Source organism: Acidobacteriota bacterium (assembly GCA_028874215.1).
Lineage (GTDB): Bacteria > Acidobacteriota > UBA6911 > RPQK01 > JAJDTT01 > JAJDTT01.
Map to the genome: position 1 here is coordinate 126099 of JAPPLF010000080.1, position 17810 is coordinate 143908.

A 17810-nucleotide genomic window follows, 5' to 3' on the forward strand; every position below is an offset into this window, starting at 1 on the left:
CTACAGCCTACGGCTCCGTTACATTCAATTCGGAACCGGCTGGTATGGGTCCAGGAAGCACTTGTTGCTGACCTGACGGCCATAGCACCTCGACCTGATCGACCTTTCCGGCTTCGCCGAGCCCGAAGTAGAGCGGCCAGCGACTCTGTGAGAGGTATCCGGACTGGCCGTCCTGCACCTTGGTGTAGGTGGCCGAACCCGCCCGGACCGTGACCCAGGCGCCGAGCCCGTCGCGGTTCGACCGGGTCCCGGTGAGATTGACTTTGAGGAAATGAATCCGCTTCCGATCAGCCAGGTCGCTGACCAGGACCATGGGTTCGGAATTGAAATCGTTGGTCACGATGTCAAGGTCCCCGTCGTCATCCAGGTCGAAAATCACCGATGAACGTGAGCCTATGGCACCCCAGGCCACGACACGGGTGACTCTGGCGCCCCGGGCCCGGGCCTTTTTGACCAGTTCGTGGTCCTTGTCGGCGCCGAGCACGTCCAGTTCGAACCAGGGGATGAGGGTCCGGCCGCCGCGCCTGGGTTCCACTCCCAAAATGAATTCGCTGTCCACGAATCTCCGTCCGCGGTCATTCAGCAGCAGACTGTTGATTCCGTAACGATAGCCGTAGTTCATGCAGGACGTGATGAAGGCGTCATCGAATCCGTCGGCGTTCAGGTCCCCCACGCTCAGTCCCCAGGGCCAGTAGTTCTCGGCATTGAATCGATCCGACATTTCATTGAAGGCGCCGTCTCCCTGATTGCGGAAGAAGGCGTTTCCCCAGACATGATTCCCGTCGGTGGCCAACATCTGCTTCTCGGCGATCTCCTCGGGGAAGGGGATCTTTTCCTTCTCGCTGAACGGATCGAGATGCTTCCACATGTCCGTGTGCATGTCGGTCAGATAGAGGTCCAGGCGCCCGTCGTTCTCGAAGTCGAAGACCTTGATCCCCATGGTTCCCCACGGCGTGGCGGGAAACAGCCGGCGGCTCTTCTTCACGAATCGCCGGCCTTCGACGTTCTCGTAGTACTGATCGTGGCCCTGCATGTTGGCCAGATAGAGGTCAGGCCACCCATCGTTGTTGGCATCCAGCGGACTGGCGTCGCCCGACCAACTCGTATCCTGCAGACCCGCCTGGACGGTGACGTCGACGAACCGGTTTCCTCCCTGGTTCCGGTAGAGGATGCTGGGCTCCGAGAGCGCGTCATTCAGGTGGCGGTTGAAGGCATCCGGCGTGGAACGAAAGTAGGTATAGGTGGCGCGATCGGTTCCGGTAAAGGAGTCATGGACGACCGTCCTGATTTCGTCCGTCGTGTAAATGCCGACATTCACCAGGAAGAGGTCCAGGCGGCCGTCGCGGTCGTAGTCGAAGAAGACCGCCGCCGAGGAATGGCCTTTGTACCCGAGGCCGGACTCGACGCTGATGTCCTTGAAGACTCCCTTCCCGTCGTTCTCGAACAACACGTTGCCCCCGCGAACGGTGGTGACGTACAGGTCCGCATCGCCGTCATTGTCGATATCGGCAAAAGACGCGGTCACGCCGATTCGCTCTTTGACACCGACCCCCGCCCGCTCCGTGATGTTCTCGAACCTGCCGCCGCCCAGGTTCTTCCAGAGTTCATTGCTGCCGGCCTGGCTCACGAAGTAGATGTCATGCCGGCCGTCGCCATCGACATCGGCAATGGCGAGTCCGTTGCCATGGTCGTAATGGGCGAAAATAAAGGACCTTCCAGCATCGTCGACGATCCGGTTGCGAAAAGTTATGCCCGATTCCCCGACCCGGTCCTCAAACGAAAAATCGTGGAGGACCTGGATGCCGCCGGCGCTTTCAAGCTGGGCCTGCCGGCGTTCTTCCAACCACGGGAATTCCTGCCACAGGAGACGTTCCTGCAGCGTTGTCAGGACATCCCTCTTCAGGGCCTCTCTCTGGCCGGCTGCGTTGCCGTCGTAGAACCCTCGGACATGCCCTTGCGGATCGACCAGCATCCATTTCCCGCTGTGCGCAGGCGCCGTCCCGGCGAACCCTGAATGTACTCGCTCCAGTACGTCCCGGGAGCCGGTCAGGAAGCTCCACTGTTCCCAGTCCACTCCGGCCGCAGTTGCGTGACTCCGAAGGACTTCCGGCGAGTCGCGCTCCGGATCGGCCGTAAAGGTGACCAGACGAGTGTCGGCCCAGCCCGGCCGTCTCTTGAGTTCCTTTTGGAGCTTCGCCAGCGCGGCGGTCTGCGACGCCGCCTGCGGATCGCGGGTGCGAATGAAATCCGCGATCCATGCTTTGCCCAGCAGTTGGTGGGTCCCAAAGGTCCGGGAGAGGTGATCGGTCAAGGAGAACTCGGGCATACGGCGCAGTACGGGAGGTTGATGGTCTTGCGGGCGGGTTCTCTCGTCGGCCTCCTGGCGCAGGTTCGGCGCGGCGGACGGAGCCGCCGCCAGACCGAGCCAAACCACTGCCAATATGCCGCCCGCCCTCCTTGCCGAATTTGGTGGGACCATCGCTTCAGCTACGGGGGTTCGGAGTACCACCCCGTGAAGGGGATAGGATCTTCTTTTTTCGGGAGCCTGGCAAGGCCAACTCCTGCGCGGCGGAGCTTGGTCCATGGCACTTGGACAGCCGTCACCGAGAAGCCTCTCTGTTCCCTCCGGTGGTATTCTTCTAAGAAAAAGGGGGGGCGATTTCCAATCGCCCAGTCTTCGTTGCCAAGTTTGTCGCACCGGAGATCGGCGGTTAGGAAACCGCCGCTCCTTTGGGGGAGCTTCTGAGAATGTTTCGGTTCTTCGCAAACGGCAAAGGAGCCTTCCCGGTACCGGCCGGGCTGACCCTGGCTCTGGTTTTCCTGGGTGTGGCCGGTGTCCATGCCGCAGGCGTACCGGCCGGGCTTCAGGACCCCGCCGCCAGAGATTTGACCCCCGTTCCTCATCCCGACCTCAATGCCGTCGAGCGGCTGATTCGGGAGCAACTTCAAGCGGAGCGTTCCAAGTTGGCGGCCAAGGTCTCCGCGGTCGAAGTTTCCGATTCGGCTCGGGCTGATGCTTTCGGAGGACTGGGGAGGCTTTACCATGCCTATGATTTCACCGAGGCCGCCCGCGCCTGCTACCGGAATGCGCTGGTCCTGAAGCCGAAGGATTTTCGCTGGGCCTATCTGCTGGGCCGCCTGTTGGAAAGCCAGGGGGACCTGCAGCAGGCTGTCGAGCAATACCGGCGCGCCGCCGGCATCGAACCCGAAGATCTTCCGACACTGCTGCATCTGGCCCAGGCGCAACTGAACCTGAATCGCCCGGACCTGGCCGAACCGCTCTTCAAGGAGGCCATCTCCCGCGACCCGTATCCGTCGTCAGCCTCGGCGTTGGCGGGGCTGGGCAAGATTGCTCTCTCTCGAAACGATCCTGAGGAGGCCATCGAGTACTTCGAATCCGCCGTCTCGATGCAACCGGACGCCAGCAGCATCCACTATCCGCTGGCCATGGCCTACCGGCAGATCGGGGATCTGGAGAAAGCGCGGGAACATCTCAAGAAGCGCGGGACCAAGACCCCGGAATATCCGGATCCGCTGATGGAAGAGCTCCGTAAAGTCAGAACGGGCAAGCAGTTTTTTTGGAGTCAGGGCACAGTGGCGCTGAGCGAAGGACGCTTTGCCGAGGCCGCCGAGGCTTTCCGCCAAATGGTGGCGGCCGATCCCCAGGAGCCGATCGCCCACATGGACCTGGGGACGGCGCTGCTTCAAATGGGAGACGTGGGCGGAGCCATGGCCAAGTACCAGGAATCGCTCAGGCTCTCGCCGGGCAATCCCCGGCTTCACTACAATCTGGGGTTGGTCTACACCCTGCGGAAGGCCTATCCGAAGGCTCTCGAGCATTACCGGAACGCCGTCGAACTGGATCCCGGATTCGAGAACGCCCATTTCAATGCGGCGAATCTATTGATGAGACTGGGGGCCATGGCGCAGGCCGGGCAGCACTACGGCCGAGTCAATGAACTGAATCCCAGCCACGCGTTTGCCCGATTCATGCAGGCAATGACGTTGGTGAAGCTGGGCCGTTTTCAGGCCGCGCGAACGCTTCTCGAAACGAGCCACAAGGCTCTGCCGGAGGACATCGATATCACCCATGCCCTGGCGCGCCTGCTGGCAGCTTCGCCCCAAAGCACGGTCAACGACGGACGGCTGGCTCTGAAGCTCCTGCAGGGTGTCTTCAAGTCCCAGGACGAAGTGGCTTTCGAGCATTTGGAGACACTGGCGATGGCCCTGGCAATGAGCGGCCAATTCAATAGAGCTTTGCAGGTCCAGCAGGGAATGATGAACGAAGTCACGCAATCCGGCCGCGCGGATCTGGCTGCCTTGCTTCAGGAGAATCTGGTTCTTTATCGGAGTGGCCAGCCCTGCCGTAAACCGTGGAGGGCCGACGACCCGATTTTCTCGCCCGTCCCGGGAGACCTGGCGCCGCTGAAGTCAGCAGGAGAGGGGGCCAATCCATCTCCAGCCCTGACGAATTGACATTTTCGCGCCGGGTCGCCTCTACGATCCCGTCTCCACCGCCGTAAATCGAACCAGCGTGAGGGAAAACGGCGGGCACGACAAGGTCCACTCTCCACCCTGTCCGCCAACGCTCGCCGCCGCAGGCCTGACTCGATCCGGCGCCTGAAAGTCATTGAATTCCAATGGTCCGGAGGCGGTCAGTACGGTCGCCGCAGGCTGCAGCCGCCGGGCGCCCTCAAGGTTCAATCGGACGGTCTGCTCGCGGCTCAGGTGGGGGTTGACGACGGAGACGACGAACTGGCTCGAATCACTGTTCGCGGAAGCCATGATGTCCAGATCGGGCAGCGAGCGCGTCCTGCCCTCGTCCACAAATCCGAAGCCGCCGATCGTTGCGTCCACCCCGACGACATCCATGTTCATATGGTGTTTGAGCAGATCAAAGACATGGAAGGTGGGAGTTCGAACCAGCTTGGGACCCTGGGTCTTAATGACGTTATGAATGATGTTGATGGATTCGGTCAGATGGGCCAGGCGCAGACGTTTCGCCCTGCGCATGAACCCGTGCAGCATGCGTGCCGCCATGAGTGCGTCGCGCATGGTGTCCGGCTGCATCCAGTCCTTTCCTGAAATCTCCACCGGAAAGGATTGAACGGGATCGATCTCCTTGTGCCAGGAGCCCCACTCGTCGAGCATGATACCGATGTCCTTGCGGTCCCCGATCCAGCGGTCGATCGATTTGGCCGCGAGATCAATCACTTCCTGACACCGCTCGACATCGGCCAGCAGGGTGTAGGTGTCGGCGGCTTGGCTTTCGGCGGCAAGAGCCGGCTTCAGGTAGCACTGAACCGAAATCAGGTCGAACAACTCGAGGCGGTCACGGAGTGCTTTCAGCAGCCTGTCGACCCAGTCGGTGTCCGGTTCCCCGTTGATGATGATCTTGGCGTCCGTGGCATACTGACGCATGTAGAAACCGTAGCGGCGCACCTGGATGGCGTAGAGTTCGGGCGTCCAGTGATAGCTGGTCTCATTGCCGATGGTCCAGTACTTGACCCCGTAGGGTTCGAGGTGGCCGTTCTTCCGCCGCAATTCAGCATACTGGGTGTCGTGAATGCCATTGGCGTATTCCATCCAGGCCAGGATCTCGCTGGGGTCTCCCATCCCGATATTGGTCTGGATGACCGGTTCGGCGCCGATGGCGGCGCACCACCGCAGGAACTCGTCGGTTCCAAAGGAATTAGGTTCAACCTCCTGCCAGATGTTCATGATGCGGGGCCGTTGAGATCGAGGGCCGATCCCGTCCTTCCAGCGGTAGCTGTCGGCAATGGTCCCCCCCGGCCAGCGAAACGCGGGAGCGCGGAGTTGGCGATAGGCTTCGATGGTGTCGAGCCGCAAGCCGCCGTCATTGGGGATGTTGGAGTCCTCGCCGACCCAGATGCCGTCGTAAATGGTCGTGCCGATCATCTCCACCATGTGACCGAAGATCCCGGGAGCGACTGTTCCCCGGCGCTCTGAGGGATTCAGCTTCACTGTGTACTCGGCCCCGGATTCGCGGCCGCCTGGAGGATTGGAGCCCTGCGCTTGGATGGCGGCGGCCGGTCCGGCGGCCGCCGCGAGAACCAGAGGAAGAAACATTCTCTTCATTGCTGCTGCCCGCCTTCCATTTCTCGTGCGTTCCACTCCGGCATATTGCAAATTATTGCGCCCCTTGGTGACTAGAAACGGTTCCGGACCAGACGGTAAGCTGCCAGGACCAGAGTGATTCCCGCCACGTCCGCCAGCAGGTCTCCAGCGGAGGCGATCCGGCTGGGAACGAAGGACTGATGGATCTCGTCGGTCACCGCAAAGAGCGTTCCCAGTATTCCGAGCCACACGAGTTGGCGTGTCCGGATTTTCCGCCGCAGTCCTGCGCTTCTTCCCCAGACCAGGGTCAGAGTCAAAAACGCATACTCGATAAGATGGAGCAGAGGGTTCAGACCCAATCCGGCTCCGGGCAGACGGCTCTGATGAGAAAGGAAGACGATCAGGCCGATGGTGACGAGAGCCGGAATCCAGTGCAGGACGGTCCCCACGTCGCCACCGTCGCTACCACGGAATCAGCTGCATCAGCCACACGGCCGCCAACGATCCCAGAACCAGATAGGCCGTCAGGGAGAGGAAATACCGGACCCGGTCGCCCGTATCCTCCTTGTTGATCAAGGCGAAGACCGCGCCGATGCTCAACGCCAGAAGGACCAACCCGGCAAGGTGGTTCATCGTCGATTCCCCGCCGCGATGTCGTAGCTGTCCAGCACCATCAGCATGTTGAGCAACCCCGCCGTGTAGAGGAAGGTATTGCCGTATTCATAGCCGAAAGAATGGATGTTGCCCGCTCCCCAACCGGCCCATTTCCCCAGGAGGTAGGGAAGTCCGATGCTCAGATCGGCGATGAATTTGAGCTTGCCGAAGAACCCTGGCCCCAAGCCGAATAGGCGGCCCTCCATGGAGAGGCCGAAGACGAACAGGATCATTACGACTGCGAAGAAAAGCAGCCCCCTTGCCCACCGCCCCTGGAGCAGGTGGCCCGATCCCGGAATCAGCCAAGCGGCCAGACAGAGAGCAATCTTCGTAGGCACGCGTGAAGAATAGAAAGAGTCGTCCCGGAGTTCAAGCCGCCGGATCCAGGCTGTCTGCCCGCCCGGATAGAATGACGGGGACAAGACGCGGGACTTTCACCACGGACTGTTAGAATCCCCCGGTCGAGGAATGTTGATGGAAGATCTGTTTGGATTTCGCGGGTGGCATCCGGTTCTGCAGGCCTTGGGTGCGACTGGATTCACCTGGTTCATGACCGCTCTCGGGGCGGCCCTCGTCTTCGCCGCCAAGGACCTGAACCGCAAGGTCCTGGATGGCATGTTGGGATTCGCGGCGGGGGTGATGATCGCCGCCAGCTATTGGTCCCTACTGGCCCCGGCCATCGAAATGTCGGAAGGCGGGACCCTGCCGGAATGGTTTCCCGCAGCCACCGGATTTCTGATCGGCGCCTCGTTCCTGTGGTGCGTCGACAAGGTGATGCCCCACCTTCACCTGGGATTTCCAAAATCCGAGTCGGAGGGGATCAAGACCACTTGGCACCGGACGAGCCTGTTGATACTGGCCATAACCATCCACAATATTCCGGAGGGCTTGGCCGTCGGGGTGGCGTTCGGATCCCTGGGCGTCGATTCGGCCATGACTCTGGGGTCGGCGGTGGCGCTCGCCATCGGAATCGGACTCCAGAATCTGCCGGAGGGGGTGGCTGTGGCCATGCCGTTGCGCCGGGAGAAGGTCTCCCGCTTGAAGTGTTTCTGGTACGGTCAACTTTCGGCCGTGGTGGAGCCGGTGGCCGGCGTCCTGGGGGCCGTCCTGGTCTCTCTTTCGCGGCCGTTGCTGCCCTATGCCTTCGGTTTCGCCGCCGGAGCCATGATTTTCGTCGTGGTGGAGGAGGTGGTCCCCGAGTCCCAGCGGGCAGGCGACACGGATCTGGCCACCATGGGCGCCATCTTCGGATTCACCGTGATGATGATTCTGGACGTGGCCCTGGGCTGAATGGACGGTCCGCATCGACGGCGGACCCGGCCCGGGAAGGGCCGGAAGCGGCGCCGCACGAGGTTATGGTTTTTCGCCCGGCTCGGAATCGCCCTCCCTCTGAATCCCGGTCTGGAGGAATATGGCGCGAAGACGTTCCACTCTGATCCTGGGAATCGGTCTGCTCCAGACATGGTTGGTGGTGGGCAGTCTGGGATTTTCCTGGATCGAGGGGTGGTCGCTGCTGGACAGTGTCTACATGACCGTCATCACCATCTCCACGGTGGGATACGGAGAGGTGGAACCGCTTTCGGCCTATGGAAAGGCGTTCGCCACCTTCCTGATCGTGGCGGGTCTGGGGACGGCGATCTATACCTTTACTGCCCTGGGCCAGACGTTGCTGGAAGGAAAGTTGGCGGAAGCATTGGGGAGACGGCGCATGAAAAGCGATCTGGGCAAGCTCGAAGACCACTTCATCGTCTGCGGCCACGGGCGGGTGGGCCGCACCGTGGCGATCGAGCTGGGCCGCCGCAATCTGCCCTTCTGCGTGATCGAGGCCGACCCGGCCGCAGAGGAGGATCTGAGACGGCTCCGCTATGGGCATGTGATCGGCGACGCCACTGAAGATCGAAATCTACTCCTCGCCGGGTTGGCCCGGGCCAAGGCGGTGTTCGCCCTCCTGCCGTCGGATGCCGACAACCTGTACCTGACGCTGACGGCCAAGGGTCTCAATCCATCGGTGGTGGCCGTGGCCCGGGCCTCGGGAAAGAGTGCGGAGACGAAGCTGGAAAGGGCCGGAGCCGATCATGTGGTGTCGCCGTACGAGCTGGTGGGACTGAGGCTGCTTCACAAGGTCCTGAGTCCGGCGCTGGTGGAGTTCATGGACCTGGTGATCCGTCGGGAACGCCTGCAACTCGTCATGGAGGAGATTCAAATCGCTCCGGACTCGGAGGTGGCGGGACGCTCCATCGAAGAGTCCAGGATCCGGAGCGGGTACGGTCTGATCATCGTTGCCGTCAAACGCTCCCAGTCTCCCGTGGTCTTCAACCCCGATGACGCCGTGAAGATCGGAGCCGGAGACGTGCTGGTGGTGCTGGGCCCGGAGGACCGGGTCCGAGAGTTGGCCCGAGCCAAGCGCGGGTGACGGCGGCTGGTCCTGACACCTGTCGGCGCCGGCGTGGCCGCCGTATCTGGCATTTGGCAGGGGATTCGTGTAAAGTAAAGTGGTCTTCGCGAGCGCGTCTGAAAGGAAGGACGGGTAGATTTGGCGGCGGTGGGAGTGTTCCCGCCCGCCATTTCTTTATTCGGATACGAGTTTCGACCCTGGCGGAGTTCACGAGCGACTCGTCCGGGTCCGCCCCCAACTCGAGGAGAGAATGGATATGAGTTCGGGACAGTTCGATTTTGCCTTGGCCATCGGTGGCGCTGCCGGTCAGGGAATTGCGACGCCGGGAAACATCCTGGCTCGAATCTTCGTGCGGCGCGGCGTTCACCTGCACGCATACAATGCCTACCAGTCCATCATTCGCGGTGGGCACATTTTTCTTACGATTCGGCTCAAGGACGGCTATCCATCGACTCACGGCGACAAGCTGGATCTCCTGGTCTGCCTGAATCAGGACACCATGAACCGGCATCTTGGTTTGCTGGGCCCGGGTGCTTGCGCCATCTACAACAGCGACGCCATCACGCCCGGGGACGCCGCCGATGGAGTCCAGTTGTGCCCCATGCCGGTCGTGGACCTGACCAGCGGCAATCGGAACCGGCTGGTCCAGAACACCGTCGCCCTGGGTGTGATGGTGTCCCTGCTGCGATTGGACTTCGATGTGCTGGCCGGCGCGTTGAAGCTCCAGTTCGGGCGTAAGGGGCAGGCCGTGGTGGACGAAAACGTCACGGTTGCGGAAGCCGGATACAAGTTCGCCGAAATCAACTTCGATCCTTTTCCCGTCCAAGTCCCGGTGGGACCGAAACCGCTTGCGGTCTGGACCGGCAACGATGCCCTGGCCATGGGCGGAGCCGCCGGCGGCTGCAAGTTCTATTGCGCTTATCCCATGAGCCCGTCGACCGGCGTGCTCCACTGGATGGCCAGGAATGCCCCGGAATTGGGGATCATGGTGCGGCAGGTCGAGGATGAGATCGGAGTCGCCAACATGGCGATCGGTGCGGCGCATGCCGGAGCCCGGAGCATGTGCGCCACCTCGGGTGGCGGGTTCGCGCTCATGACCGAAGCCATCGGCGCAGCCGCCATGATGGAGATCCCGGTGGTCTTCATCGACGTGCAGCGGGCGGGTCCGTCCACCGGTGTCCCCACCAAGACGGAACAGGGGGACCTGTGGCAGATGCTGGGGGCGAGCCAGGGAGACTTCCAGCGTTTCATCGTTGCCCCGAAGAACGCGCTTGACGCCTTCAACACGGTTCCCGAGGTCTTCAATTTGACCGATCGATATCAGTGCCCGGGCATCGTGCTTTCCGATCTGTTGATTTCGGAGGGGACCTTCAGCGTCGATCCGGACGACATCGATTTTCAACCTGAGATCGACCGGGGGCAATTGATTACCGAGCACTCCGCGACCGACGGCTACAAACGCTATCTGGACACCGACAGTGGGGTGTCTCCGCGGGCCATCCCCGGGCTGGAGGGATACGTCCATGTCGTGGCCACCGACGAGCATGACGAGGACGGAGTGCTGATCAGCGACGAGTTCACGAATCCCCACAAACGCCGTCAGATGGTGGAGAAACGAGCTCGAAAGTTCGACAGGGTGTTGGAGGACATCGAGGCGCCCCGGTTGGAAGGCGCGGCGGAAGCTGAGGCCACGCTGGTCGGTTGGGGATCCACCTATGGCGTGATCCAGGAGGCGATCGAACAGCTCGAGGAGCAGGGGGTTCAGATCAACCATCTGCCCATCAAGTGGATCGTCCCGTTGCACGGCGACGCCATCCTGGAGGCTCTGGCAGGAGCCAAAAGGACCATCATCGTCGAGAACAACCACTCGGGACAGTTTGCCCGGTATCTCCGAGGCGAGACCGGTTTCGTGGCGGATGGCCACATCCGAAAGTATGACGGCGAACCCTTCATGCCCCACCACATCGTGGAAGCGGTGCTGGAGCAGTTGAGGGGCAAAACGAACCACTCCGTTCCTTACCAGGAGATCATGGTATAGGAGAAGCAAAACAGGTCGGTTCCGGTCAGCGGCCGACACAGGAAAGGGAAGTATCATGAGTATGGCTGTCACTCAACAAGCATCGGTCAAGCCCTTGAAGGCAAAGGATTTCAAGGGAAAGGTCGAACCGGACTGGTGCGCCGGATGCGGAGATTTCGGCGTCCTGCGGACGCTGCAAAGGGCCTGCGCCGAGTTGGGTCTCCAACCTCATGAGATCCTCACGGTCAGCGGGATCGGATGTTCTTCGAATCTGCCGGGGTACTTCAACGGCTACGGAATGCACACCCTGCACGGCCGGGCTCTGGCGGTGGCCACGGGCGCGCAAATGGCCAATCACGAGTTGACGGTCGTGGCGACCGGTGGAGACGGAGACGGCTACGGAATCGGCGGCAACCACTTCACCCATACGGCCCGCCGCAACGTGGACATGACCTACCTGGTCATGAACAATCAGATTTACGGTCTGACCACCGGGCAGGTTTCTCCGACCAGCGAAGAGGGAATGAAGACCAAGAGCACTCCCTACGGCAGTGTCGAGATGCCGGTGAACCCTATTACTTCAGCCATCATGAACGGCGCCACCTATGTGGCTCGCGGGTTCAGCGGACAGGCGCTTCACCTGGTGAGTCTTATCAAGCAAGCCATCCTGCACAAAGGGTTTGCCCTGGTGGACGTCTTCAGTCCCTGCGTCACCTTCAACCACGACAACGACTACAAGTTCTTCAAGCCCCGGGTCAGGAAGCTGGAGGACATCGAGCACGACACCACCGACTGGAAGGCCGCCTGCGAGAAGGCGATGGTCTGGGGTGACGACATCTACATCGGCTGCTTCTTCCAGAAGTTGGCACCTTCCCTCCACAACCTGGAAGGGGTTCTGGACGAAGGCGGACCCTTGGCGCACCGGGAACTGGGCGTCACCAACGAGCAGGCGCAACGCATCATCAAGCGGATGATGTAGTCTTGACCGACCGTGTCGTCACGGCGCCGCGCAATCGCTGTGAGGCTCGACCGGAAACCGGAGTCGCGACTATCCGGGGGCGCTTGCATCTTAACTACTTGCCGTCGGGTGGGACCTTAAGAGGCTGGGGACGCTTCGATCGGATGTTGATGGAACGGTATTCCCGGGGTATCGGACGCCGGGAATACCGGTTCCAACTACCGTAACCGGGGAGACCGTGAAACGGTTATCCCCGCAGCGGGCCGCCGGAGGCTTCAGCCATGAAGCGGGCGATTCTGGCCGACCAATCTCTCTATCCTCAAGCCCGAACCTGGGACCGAAACTCCAAGAATCCGGCGGTCTCCATTCTCATTCAGGCATTCGACGTCCCTCAATGCCTTCCGGACTGAGGGTAGGAATCGTCGGCGGAGGACTCTCCGGACTGGCGGCGGCCTACTACCTGAGCCGAGCAAGCTCCGCCGTAGGACTGGACCTGGAGATTACGCTCCTGGAGAAGGCGCCTCGCCTGGGTGGAGTCGTCCGCTCGAGACGCGTTGGCGACTTCCTCCTGGAAGACGGCCCCGAAGCCTTTGTTTCCTACAAGCCGGCGGCTCAGGACCTGGCCCATGAACTGGGCCTCGGCGCCGACCTTCTGGGGTCCAGGGATGACCGGCGCAAGGTCTACGTCCTGGGGCCGGAAGGTCTGAACCCGCTTCCGGAAGGCATGGTCTTTCTCGCCCCGGTTCGGAGGCGAGCCTTCTGGTCCTCGGCCACATTGAGTCCGGCGGGCAAGCTGCGAGCCCTTCTGGAACCGTGGATCCCACGTTCCCGGATGGACACCAGTGTCCAGAAATTCTTCCATCGGCGCCTGGGCCGGGAGTTCACCCGCCGGGTCGCGGAACCTCTGGTTTCAGCCATCTACGGAGGCAACATCCGTCATTTGAGCATGGAAAGCGCTCTGCCCCTCCTCTACCGGTTGGAGCAGACCCAGGGAAGCCTCCGGAAAGGATTCCTTCGCCGGCCCCTCGAGAGTTCATCCCAGCCGCTCCCCCTCTTCCTGACCCTGCGCAACGGGATGCAGCAGTTGACGGATGCCCTCGGAAAGCGCCTCCCAGGAGTGCAGATCCGCACTGGAGTCGCCGGGTTGCGCCTGACCGCCATTGCCGGGAGAAGGTATCGACTGCAAGGAGACGGGTTCGACGGGGTCCAGGACGCGGTCATCCTGTCGACTCCGGCTCCGGCGGCCTCAAGGCTCCTCGCCGGTTTGACCGCAAAGGACAGCTCTCCCCTGAGCCGGGTTCCCTATACGTCGACCCGGATCGTCTATCTGGCCTACAGGCGATCCGAGTTCTCGCATCCCCTGAACGGATTCGGCTTTGTCGCGTCCAAGGGGGCGGACACGGTGCTGGATGCTTGCACCTGGGTCAGCAGCAAGTTCGATGAGCGCTGTCCCCCGGACTCGGTTCTGCTTCGATGTGCCGTCCACGACGGGCGCCGGCGCCGGACGGGGATGAGCGAGGATGAGAATGTGGCCCGGACGCACCAGGAACTCCGGCGGATCCTGAAGATCTCCTGTTCCCCCACCCTGAGCTACGTCTGGGAACATGGCCCGGTCATGCCCCAACCCGTCGTCGGACACGCCAAGAGGATGGAAGCAATCCGCGCTACCCTGAACAAATTCCCGGGGATCTACCTGACCGGCGCCTTCATCGGAGGAGTCGGAATCCCCGACTGCATCGAGACTTCCCGGAAGGTCGCGGAAGAGGTTGCCGTACGCGCTCGCAAGCGCATTCACGGTGACTAGTCCACGTCACGGGCGCAGCGGAAACCCAGATTCGTCAGGCCCGAATCGGGGGCGGTCTTCTGACGCGCGGCCACGCGGTAGCCTTGACAGTAGTTGACGCTGCACATCCAGGAGCCTCCCCGGATCACCCGCTCGGAACCCTTCGCGGGACCCGCCGGATTTCGGGCGCCGCCGGAATGGCGGTAGTAGTCGTTCCGGTACCAGTCCCGGGTCCATTCCCACACGTTGCCGCCCATGTCGTAGAGCCCGTAGCCATTGGCCGGGAAGGAGCCGACGGGCGCCGTGGTGCGGAATCCGTCCAATACCTGGTGCCGGACGGGAAACACGCCCTGCCACAGGTTGGCCATGTGCCGGTCGTCAGGATTCAGGTCGGCGCCCCAGGGAAAGGGACCCTGATCCAGTCCCCCGCGGGCTGCCCATTCCCATTCCGCTTCGGTGGGAAGCCGCTTTCCAACCCACTGGGCGTAGGCAACGGCGTCGTTCCATGAGACGTGGACCACCGGGTGGTCCAGCCGATCTTCGATAGAGGAATCGGGACCCGTGGGATGTCTCCAAGAGGCCCCTGTCACCGGGTTCCAGGCTTCCTCTTCTTCGGAAAACACGCCCGACCAACCGAAGGTCTCCGCCTCGGTTCTGTGGTCGGTCTCGGTGACGAAGTCGCGAAACTGGCGATTGGTGACCTCGTAACGATCCAGCCAGAAGGCGCTCACGCTGACCCGGTGCGGAGGGCCCTCGAAGGGAAATCCCTGATCCGTCCCCATGAGAAAAGTGCCTTGGGGAATCCGCACCATCTCTTCAGGCGGTGGTTGGGGCACGGTCCGGCAGGAGGAGAAAGCCATGCAGACGAGGGACCCCAAGACGACGAACTGACCGGCCGGACGGTTGAAGGCTTTCGTCACGAGTGGTTATGCCGGGGATCCAGTGGTCCTTCGCCGGGTAAACAGACCCAGCAGACCTGCGGAGAAGAGGGTCACCAGACAGGAACTGGGAAGCACCCACATCCACGACACGGCCTTGACCTTGACCAAAAGGCGATTCCCCGCAATCTCGATGGAATCGTCGGGCCGGATCTGGGATTGGGAAACGAGCTCATCATTGATCCGGGTCTCGGCCAGGCTCTCCAACTGCCAGCCGTCCTCGGTTCGCCGGACGACGGCATGTCGTTCGGCCACCCCTTCGCCGGTCAGGACGAACTCATTCTCGCCCGAATCCGATCCGATGGCGTTGTCCTGGTCCCTGGATGGTTCCCAGCGCATGGTCTCCGCCTGACCGGGCGCGTCCACGTAGACGAAGATGTCCGGGTGGGTCTGTATCCAGGTGGCGAGGGAGAGGTAAAAGCCGACGGCCATGCCCAGAAACCCCGACGCGATCATCATGGGGCCGGTGCAGCGGAAGCGCAGGAAGGCCGCGAAGAACATGCCTCCCAGGGCACCGGTGATGTAGCTGCTGATTCGAACAGTGAGATCGAAGAGATTGCCCCGGGTCTCTTCGGGAATCGTGTTGAGATAGAGGCAGAAGCCGACCGCGAACAGGCCGGCCAGAATCGTGATCGTCCGGGCCAGCTTCAGCTCGGCGGCCGCGTCGAGGGCCTTCTTGCGCAGACGGCGGAAGAAGTCGACCGTCAACACCGTGGCTACCCCGTGCATCCCCGAGTCCAGGCTCGACATGGCGGCCGAGAAAAGCGCCGCCACCACCAGGCCGGCCAGTCCCCGGGGCATGCCGTGGGCGATGAAATGGGGAAAGGCCTGGTCGGGCGTGCCGGGGAGTTGTCCCAGGTAGAAGGAGTAGAGGGCCATGCCGGTGAGCCCCAGGGAGAGGGCAATGGTCATGTCGGCGCCGAGATTGGACGCGAAGGAGCGCCGGGCGCCCTGGACCGAGCCGGTAGTGAGGTACCGTTGGATGGCCACCTGATCCGAGCCGGCGGTGCAGGTCCACCAGAACATGGCGTAGATGGCCATGCCCAGGAGGCTGACCCGGACATAGGGGTCGAAGGCAAAGAAGGGTTGCGGCTCCCGTTCCGCCTGCATCACGTCGTTGAACCAGGTGGCGGGGCCGGTCCCGGTCTCGAAGAAGACGAATCCCACGGTAAACGCCAGGCCGGCGAAGAGGATGGCGAACTGGGCCACGTCGGTCCAGATCACCGCCCGCATTCCGCCCATGGTGGTGTAGACGATGGCGATGGAGCCGATTCCCACCACCACCCAGATAAAGGGCAGGCCGGTCATCCGGACCATGGCGAAGGAGGCGGTGTAGACGATCATCCCCATCCAGAACAGCCGATTGAGCATGAACAGGATCGACGCGAAGAGCCGGGCGCCGAGACCGTATTGCGTCTCCAGGTATTCATAGGCGCTGGTGAAACGCTTGCGCATGAAGAACGGGATCAGGACCAGAGTGACCAACGCCAGGGTGAAGGGAATGTGCATCTGTCCCCCCCAGATGCCCAGACCGTTCTTGATGATTTCGCCGGGACTGGAGAGGTAGCTGACCGTGGACAGGAGGGTGGCGAACATGCTCACGCCCACCACGAACCAGGGCATGCTCCGGCCCGCCATGAAGTACTCTTCCGTCGATTTCTGCCTCTTGCTGAAGTAGTAACCGGCGATCAGCATCACGATGAAATAGAGGACGACGGCCCCGTAGTCGATGGATTGGAGGCCATCGAACAGGTCTGGTCTGCCCTGGTCGAGGGCTAGCAACATGTGTTCACTCCTGTGCTCGCAGTGATGGAAGGTCGATTCGATGCCGGCCGGGTCCGCGCGGGGCCAAGAACTTCCCTTCGCGTTCCCAAATGCCCGGCGGGGCTATTTCGCTGCCCTGTAGATCGGCTCACCGAGCCCGTGGTCGTAATCCTGGTAGTGGGCGGCCAGGACATCGTGTCCGAAGTCCCCGTTCCAGTCTCGCCAGACCGTGTGGCTGTGGTTGGCCCGGTTCTGGGTGTTGGCGTATTCGATGAGAAAATCGGGCGTCTGGACCCGGTAGTAGACCCCTTCTCCGGGCTGGGTCCCTCCGGCCCAGGCGAAGTGGACTTTCGCCCTGGGCGTCCCGTCGAAGCGAGCCATTCTCCCCTTGGTAATGGCGGTGGATCCGTTGGCGGCGTACTCGTGCACCAGGCTCCTCAGCGCCTGGTACTGCTCATCGGTGAGCTCCGCGGCCGCCAGCCCGGGAGGCTCGTTGACCAACCGCGCCCGCTTATCGACGAAGCTCAGGATGTCCCTGTAGGCGACGTGTTGCACGACCGCCAAGTCGCGTTGTCCGGACTCCAGGCTCTGCAGCAACTGCTTGGCCTTGTCCTCTTCCGCGCCCAGCACCCTCAGGCCCTTGTCGGCTCCCCCGCGGACTTCGTGGGGATTGGCGCCGAGGAAGGCCGGAGTGGCGGAGACCAGCTTGCCGTCCCGGATGGTGAAGTTCAGGGAAAGATGGTGCCCTTCCAACCGCCAGCCCCAGGTCCCGGAAGCCGAAGGCTTGCCGAAAACGGTGTAGTAGTAAGCTTCCCGGTCACGGTTTCCTGAAGTGTCGTTCTCCAGGATCCGGAGGATTTCCTCCAGTTGGATCACCCCCTGAACCTTGGAGAAGCCCTGCTCGCTCGTCCCGGCCCGAAGCAGGTTGTGGGCCAGCTTCTCCTGCTTTTCGTCCATGTACTTGTAGCCGATGCCGGGCCGGGCGTAGCCGTAGGACCGCTGGTAGCCGCTGTCGGGAAAGTAGTGCCACTCCACCCGTTTCGCGCCGTCGAAGGAATACTGGGTCACGGCCTTCTGCATGGCGGAGAGGGAATCCAGGAAACGACTGGCTTCTCTGATCATGGCTTCACCATCCCCAGACGCACCGGAGGACGCAACCAGGGAGGCGGCGCCCAGCAACAGGACCAAGAGTCGAAGTCTCATCAGATCGCTCCATATGGTTC

General features: G+C 62.1%; 15 protein-coding genes. 7 read left to right on the top strand and 8 right to left on the bottom strand.

Going from position 1 to position 17810, the window contains the following annotated elements:
* Positions 1 to 7: 7 nt before the first annotated feature.
* Positions 8 to 2434: an FG-GAP-like repeat-containing protein gene (locus tag OXT71_15985; protein ID MDE2927896.1), complete on the bottom strand. Its 2427-nt coding sequence runs from the start codon at positions 2432 to 2434 to the stop codon at positions 8 to 10.
* Between the two features lie 314 nt (positions 2435 to 2748).
* Between OXT71_15985 and OXT71_15990 the strand changes: the two genes are divergently transcribed.
* Positions 2749 to 4476: a tetratricopeptide repeat protein gene (locus OXT71_15990; protein ID MDE2927897.1), complete on the top strand. Its 1728-nt coding sequence runs from the start codon at positions 2749 to 2751 to the stop codon at positions 4474 to 4476.
* 21 nt (positions 4477 to 4497) lie between these two features.
* Here OXT71_15990 and OXT71_15995 read toward each other — a convergent pair whose 3' ends face one another.
* From OXT71_15995 to OXT71_16010, 4 genes are all read right to left on the bottom strand, one after another.
* A complete protein-coding gene (locus OXT71_15995; GenBank protein ID MDE2927898.1) occupies positions 4498 to 6099 on the bottom strand; it encodes a hypothetical protein in 1602 nt (533 codons plus the stop codon).
* A 71-nt stretch (positions 6100 to 6170) separates the two neighbouring features.
* Complete coding sequence (locus OXT71_16000; GenBank protein ID MDE2927899.1) at positions 6171 to 6527, bottom strand: VanZ family protein; 357 nt, start codon at positions 6525 to 6527, stop codon at positions 6171 to 6173.
* 13 nt (positions 6528 to 6540) lie between these two features.
* A complete protein-coding gene (locus OXT71_16005; protein MDE2927900.1) occupies positions 6541 to 6711 on the bottom strand; it encodes a hypothetical protein in 171 nt (56 codons plus the stop codon).
* A complete protein-coding gene (locus OXT71_16010) occupies positions 6708 to 7070 on the bottom strand; it encodes a hypothetical protein (protein ID MDE2927901.1) in 363 nt (120 codons plus the stop codon). The genes OXT71_16005 and OXT71_16010 overlap by 4 nt, the downstream gene beginning before the upstream one ends.
* 136 nt (positions 7071 to 7206) lie before the next feature.
* Here OXT71_16010 and OXT71_16015 point away from each other — a divergent pair, with 136 nt between their 5' ends.
* The 6 genes from OXT71_16015 (at position 7207) to hemG (ending at position 13906) form a co-directional block, all read left to right on the top strand.
* Positions 7207 to 8022 (top strand): ZIP family metal transporter, encoded by an 816-nt coding sequence (locus tag OXT71_16015; protein ID MDE2927902.1) that lies wholly within the window; start codon positions 7207 to 7209, stop codon positions 8020 to 8022.
* 121 nt (positions 8023 to 8143) lie between these two features.
* Entirely contained in the window at positions 8144 to 9145 is a 1002-nt protein-coding gene (locus OXT71_16020) for a potassium channel protein (GenBank protein MDE2927903.1), read from the top strand.
* A gap of 238 nt (positions 9146 to 9383) precedes the next feature.
* The gene (locus OXT71_16025; GenBank protein MDE2927904.1) at positions 9384 to 11165 is read left to right on the top strand and encodes a 2-oxoacid:acceptor oxidoreductase subunit alpha; all 1782 of its coding nucleotides are present in this window, start codon (positions 9384 to 9386) and stop codon (positions 11163 to 11165) included.
* 61 nt (positions 11166 to 11226) lie between these two features.
* Positions 11227 to 12123, top strand: a complete 897-nt coding sequence (locus tag OXT71_16030) for a 2-oxoacid:ferredoxin oxidoreductase subunit beta (GenBank protein MDE2927905.1) — start codon at positions 11227 to 11229, stop codon at positions 12121 to 12123.
* 260 nt (positions 12124 to 12383) lie between these two features.
* Positions 12384 to 12512: a hypothetical protein gene (locus OXT71_16035; protein ID MDE2927906.1), complete on the top strand. Its 129-nt coding sequence runs from the start codon at positions 12384 to 12386 to the stop codon at positions 12510 to 12512.
* Positions 12497 to 13906 carry a protoporphyrinogen oxidase gene (hemG, locus tag OXT71_16040; protein ID MDE2927907.1) on the top strand — a complete coding sequence of 470 codons (1410 nt, stop codon included), beginning with the start codon at positions 12497 to 12499 and terminating at the stop codon, positions 13904 to 13906. Before OXT71_16035 ends, hemG begins: the two co-directional genes overlap by 16 nt.
* On the opposite strand, the gene OXT71_16045 is transcribed toward hemG, so the two are convergent.
* The 3 genes from OXT71_16045 to OXT71_16055 form a co-directional block, all read right to left on the bottom strand.
* The gene (locus OXT71_16045) at positions 13903 to 14805 is read right to left on the bottom strand and encodes a formylglycine-generating enzyme family protein (protein ID MDE2927908.1); all 903 of its coding nucleotides are present in this window, start codon (positions 14803 to 14805) and stop codon (positions 13903 to 13905) included. The two genes, hemG and OXT71_16045, sit on opposite strands and share 4 nt — an antisense overlap.
* A 6-nt stretch (positions 14806 to 14811) precedes the next feature.
* A complete protein-coding gene (locus OXT71_16050) occupies positions 14812 to 16608 on the bottom strand; it encodes a sodium/solute symporter (GenBank protein MDE2927909.1) in 1797 nt (598 codons plus the stop codon).
* A 102-nt stretch (positions 16609 to 16710) separates the two neighbouring features.
* On the bottom strand, positions 16711 to 17790 hold the full coding sequence (locus OXT71_16055) for a DUF3500 domain-containing protein (protein ID MDE2927910.1): 1080 nt from the start codon (positions 17788 to 17790) through the stop codon (positions 16711 to 16713).
* Positions 17791 to 17810: the final 20 nt, after the last annotated feature.

What these genes read in the sequence shown, in the direction of transcription:
- OXT71_15990 (MDE2927897.1), top strand. Translation starts at nt 2,749, where the DNA reads ATGTTTCGGTTCTTCGCAAACGGCAAAGGAGCCTTCCCGGTACCGGCC.
- OXT71_15995 (MDE2927898.1), bottom strand. Translation starts at nt 6,099, where the DNA reads ATGAAGAGAATGTTTCTTCCTCTGGTTCTCGCGGCGGCCGCCGGACCG.
- OXT71_16005 (MDE2927900.1), bottom strand. Translation starts at nt 6,711, where the DNA reads ATGAACCACCTTGCCGGGTTGGTCCTTCTGGCGTTGAGCATCGGCGCG.
- OXT71_16015 (MDE2927902.1), top strand. Translation starts at nt 7,207, where the DNA reads ATGGAAGATCTGTTTGGATTTCGCGGGTGGCATCCGGTTCTGCAGGCC.
- OXT71_16020 (MDE2927903.1), top strand. Translation starts at nt 8,144, where the DNA reads ATGGCGCGAAGACGTTCCACTCTGATCCTGGGAATCGGTCTGCTCCAG.
- OXT71_16025 (MDE2927904.1), top strand. Translation starts at nt 9,384, where the DNA reads ATGAGTTCGGGACAGTTCGATTTTGCCTTGGCCATCGGTGGCGCTGCC.
- OXT71_16030 (MDE2927905.1), top strand. Translation starts at nt 11,227, where the DNA reads ATGGCTGTCACTCAACAAGCATCGGTCAAGCCCTTGAAGGCAAAGGAT.
- OXT71_16035 (MDE2927906.1), top strand. Translation starts at nt 12,384, where the DNA reads ATGAAGCGGGCGATTCTGGCCGACCAATCTCTCTATCCTCAAGCCCGA.
- hemG (MDE2927907.1), top strand. Translation starts at nt 12,497, where the DNA reads ATGCCTTCCGGACTGAGGGTAGGAATCGTCGGCGGAGGACTCTCCGGA.
- OXT71_16050 (MDE2927909.1), bottom strand. Translation starts at nt 16,608, where the DNA reads ATGTTGCTAGCCCTCGACCAGGGCAGACCAGACCTGTTCGATGGCCTC.
- OXT71_16055 (MDE2927910.1), bottom strand. Translation starts at nt 17,790, where the DNA reads ATGAGACTTCGACTCTTGGTCCTGTTGCTGGGCGCCGCCTCCCTGGTT.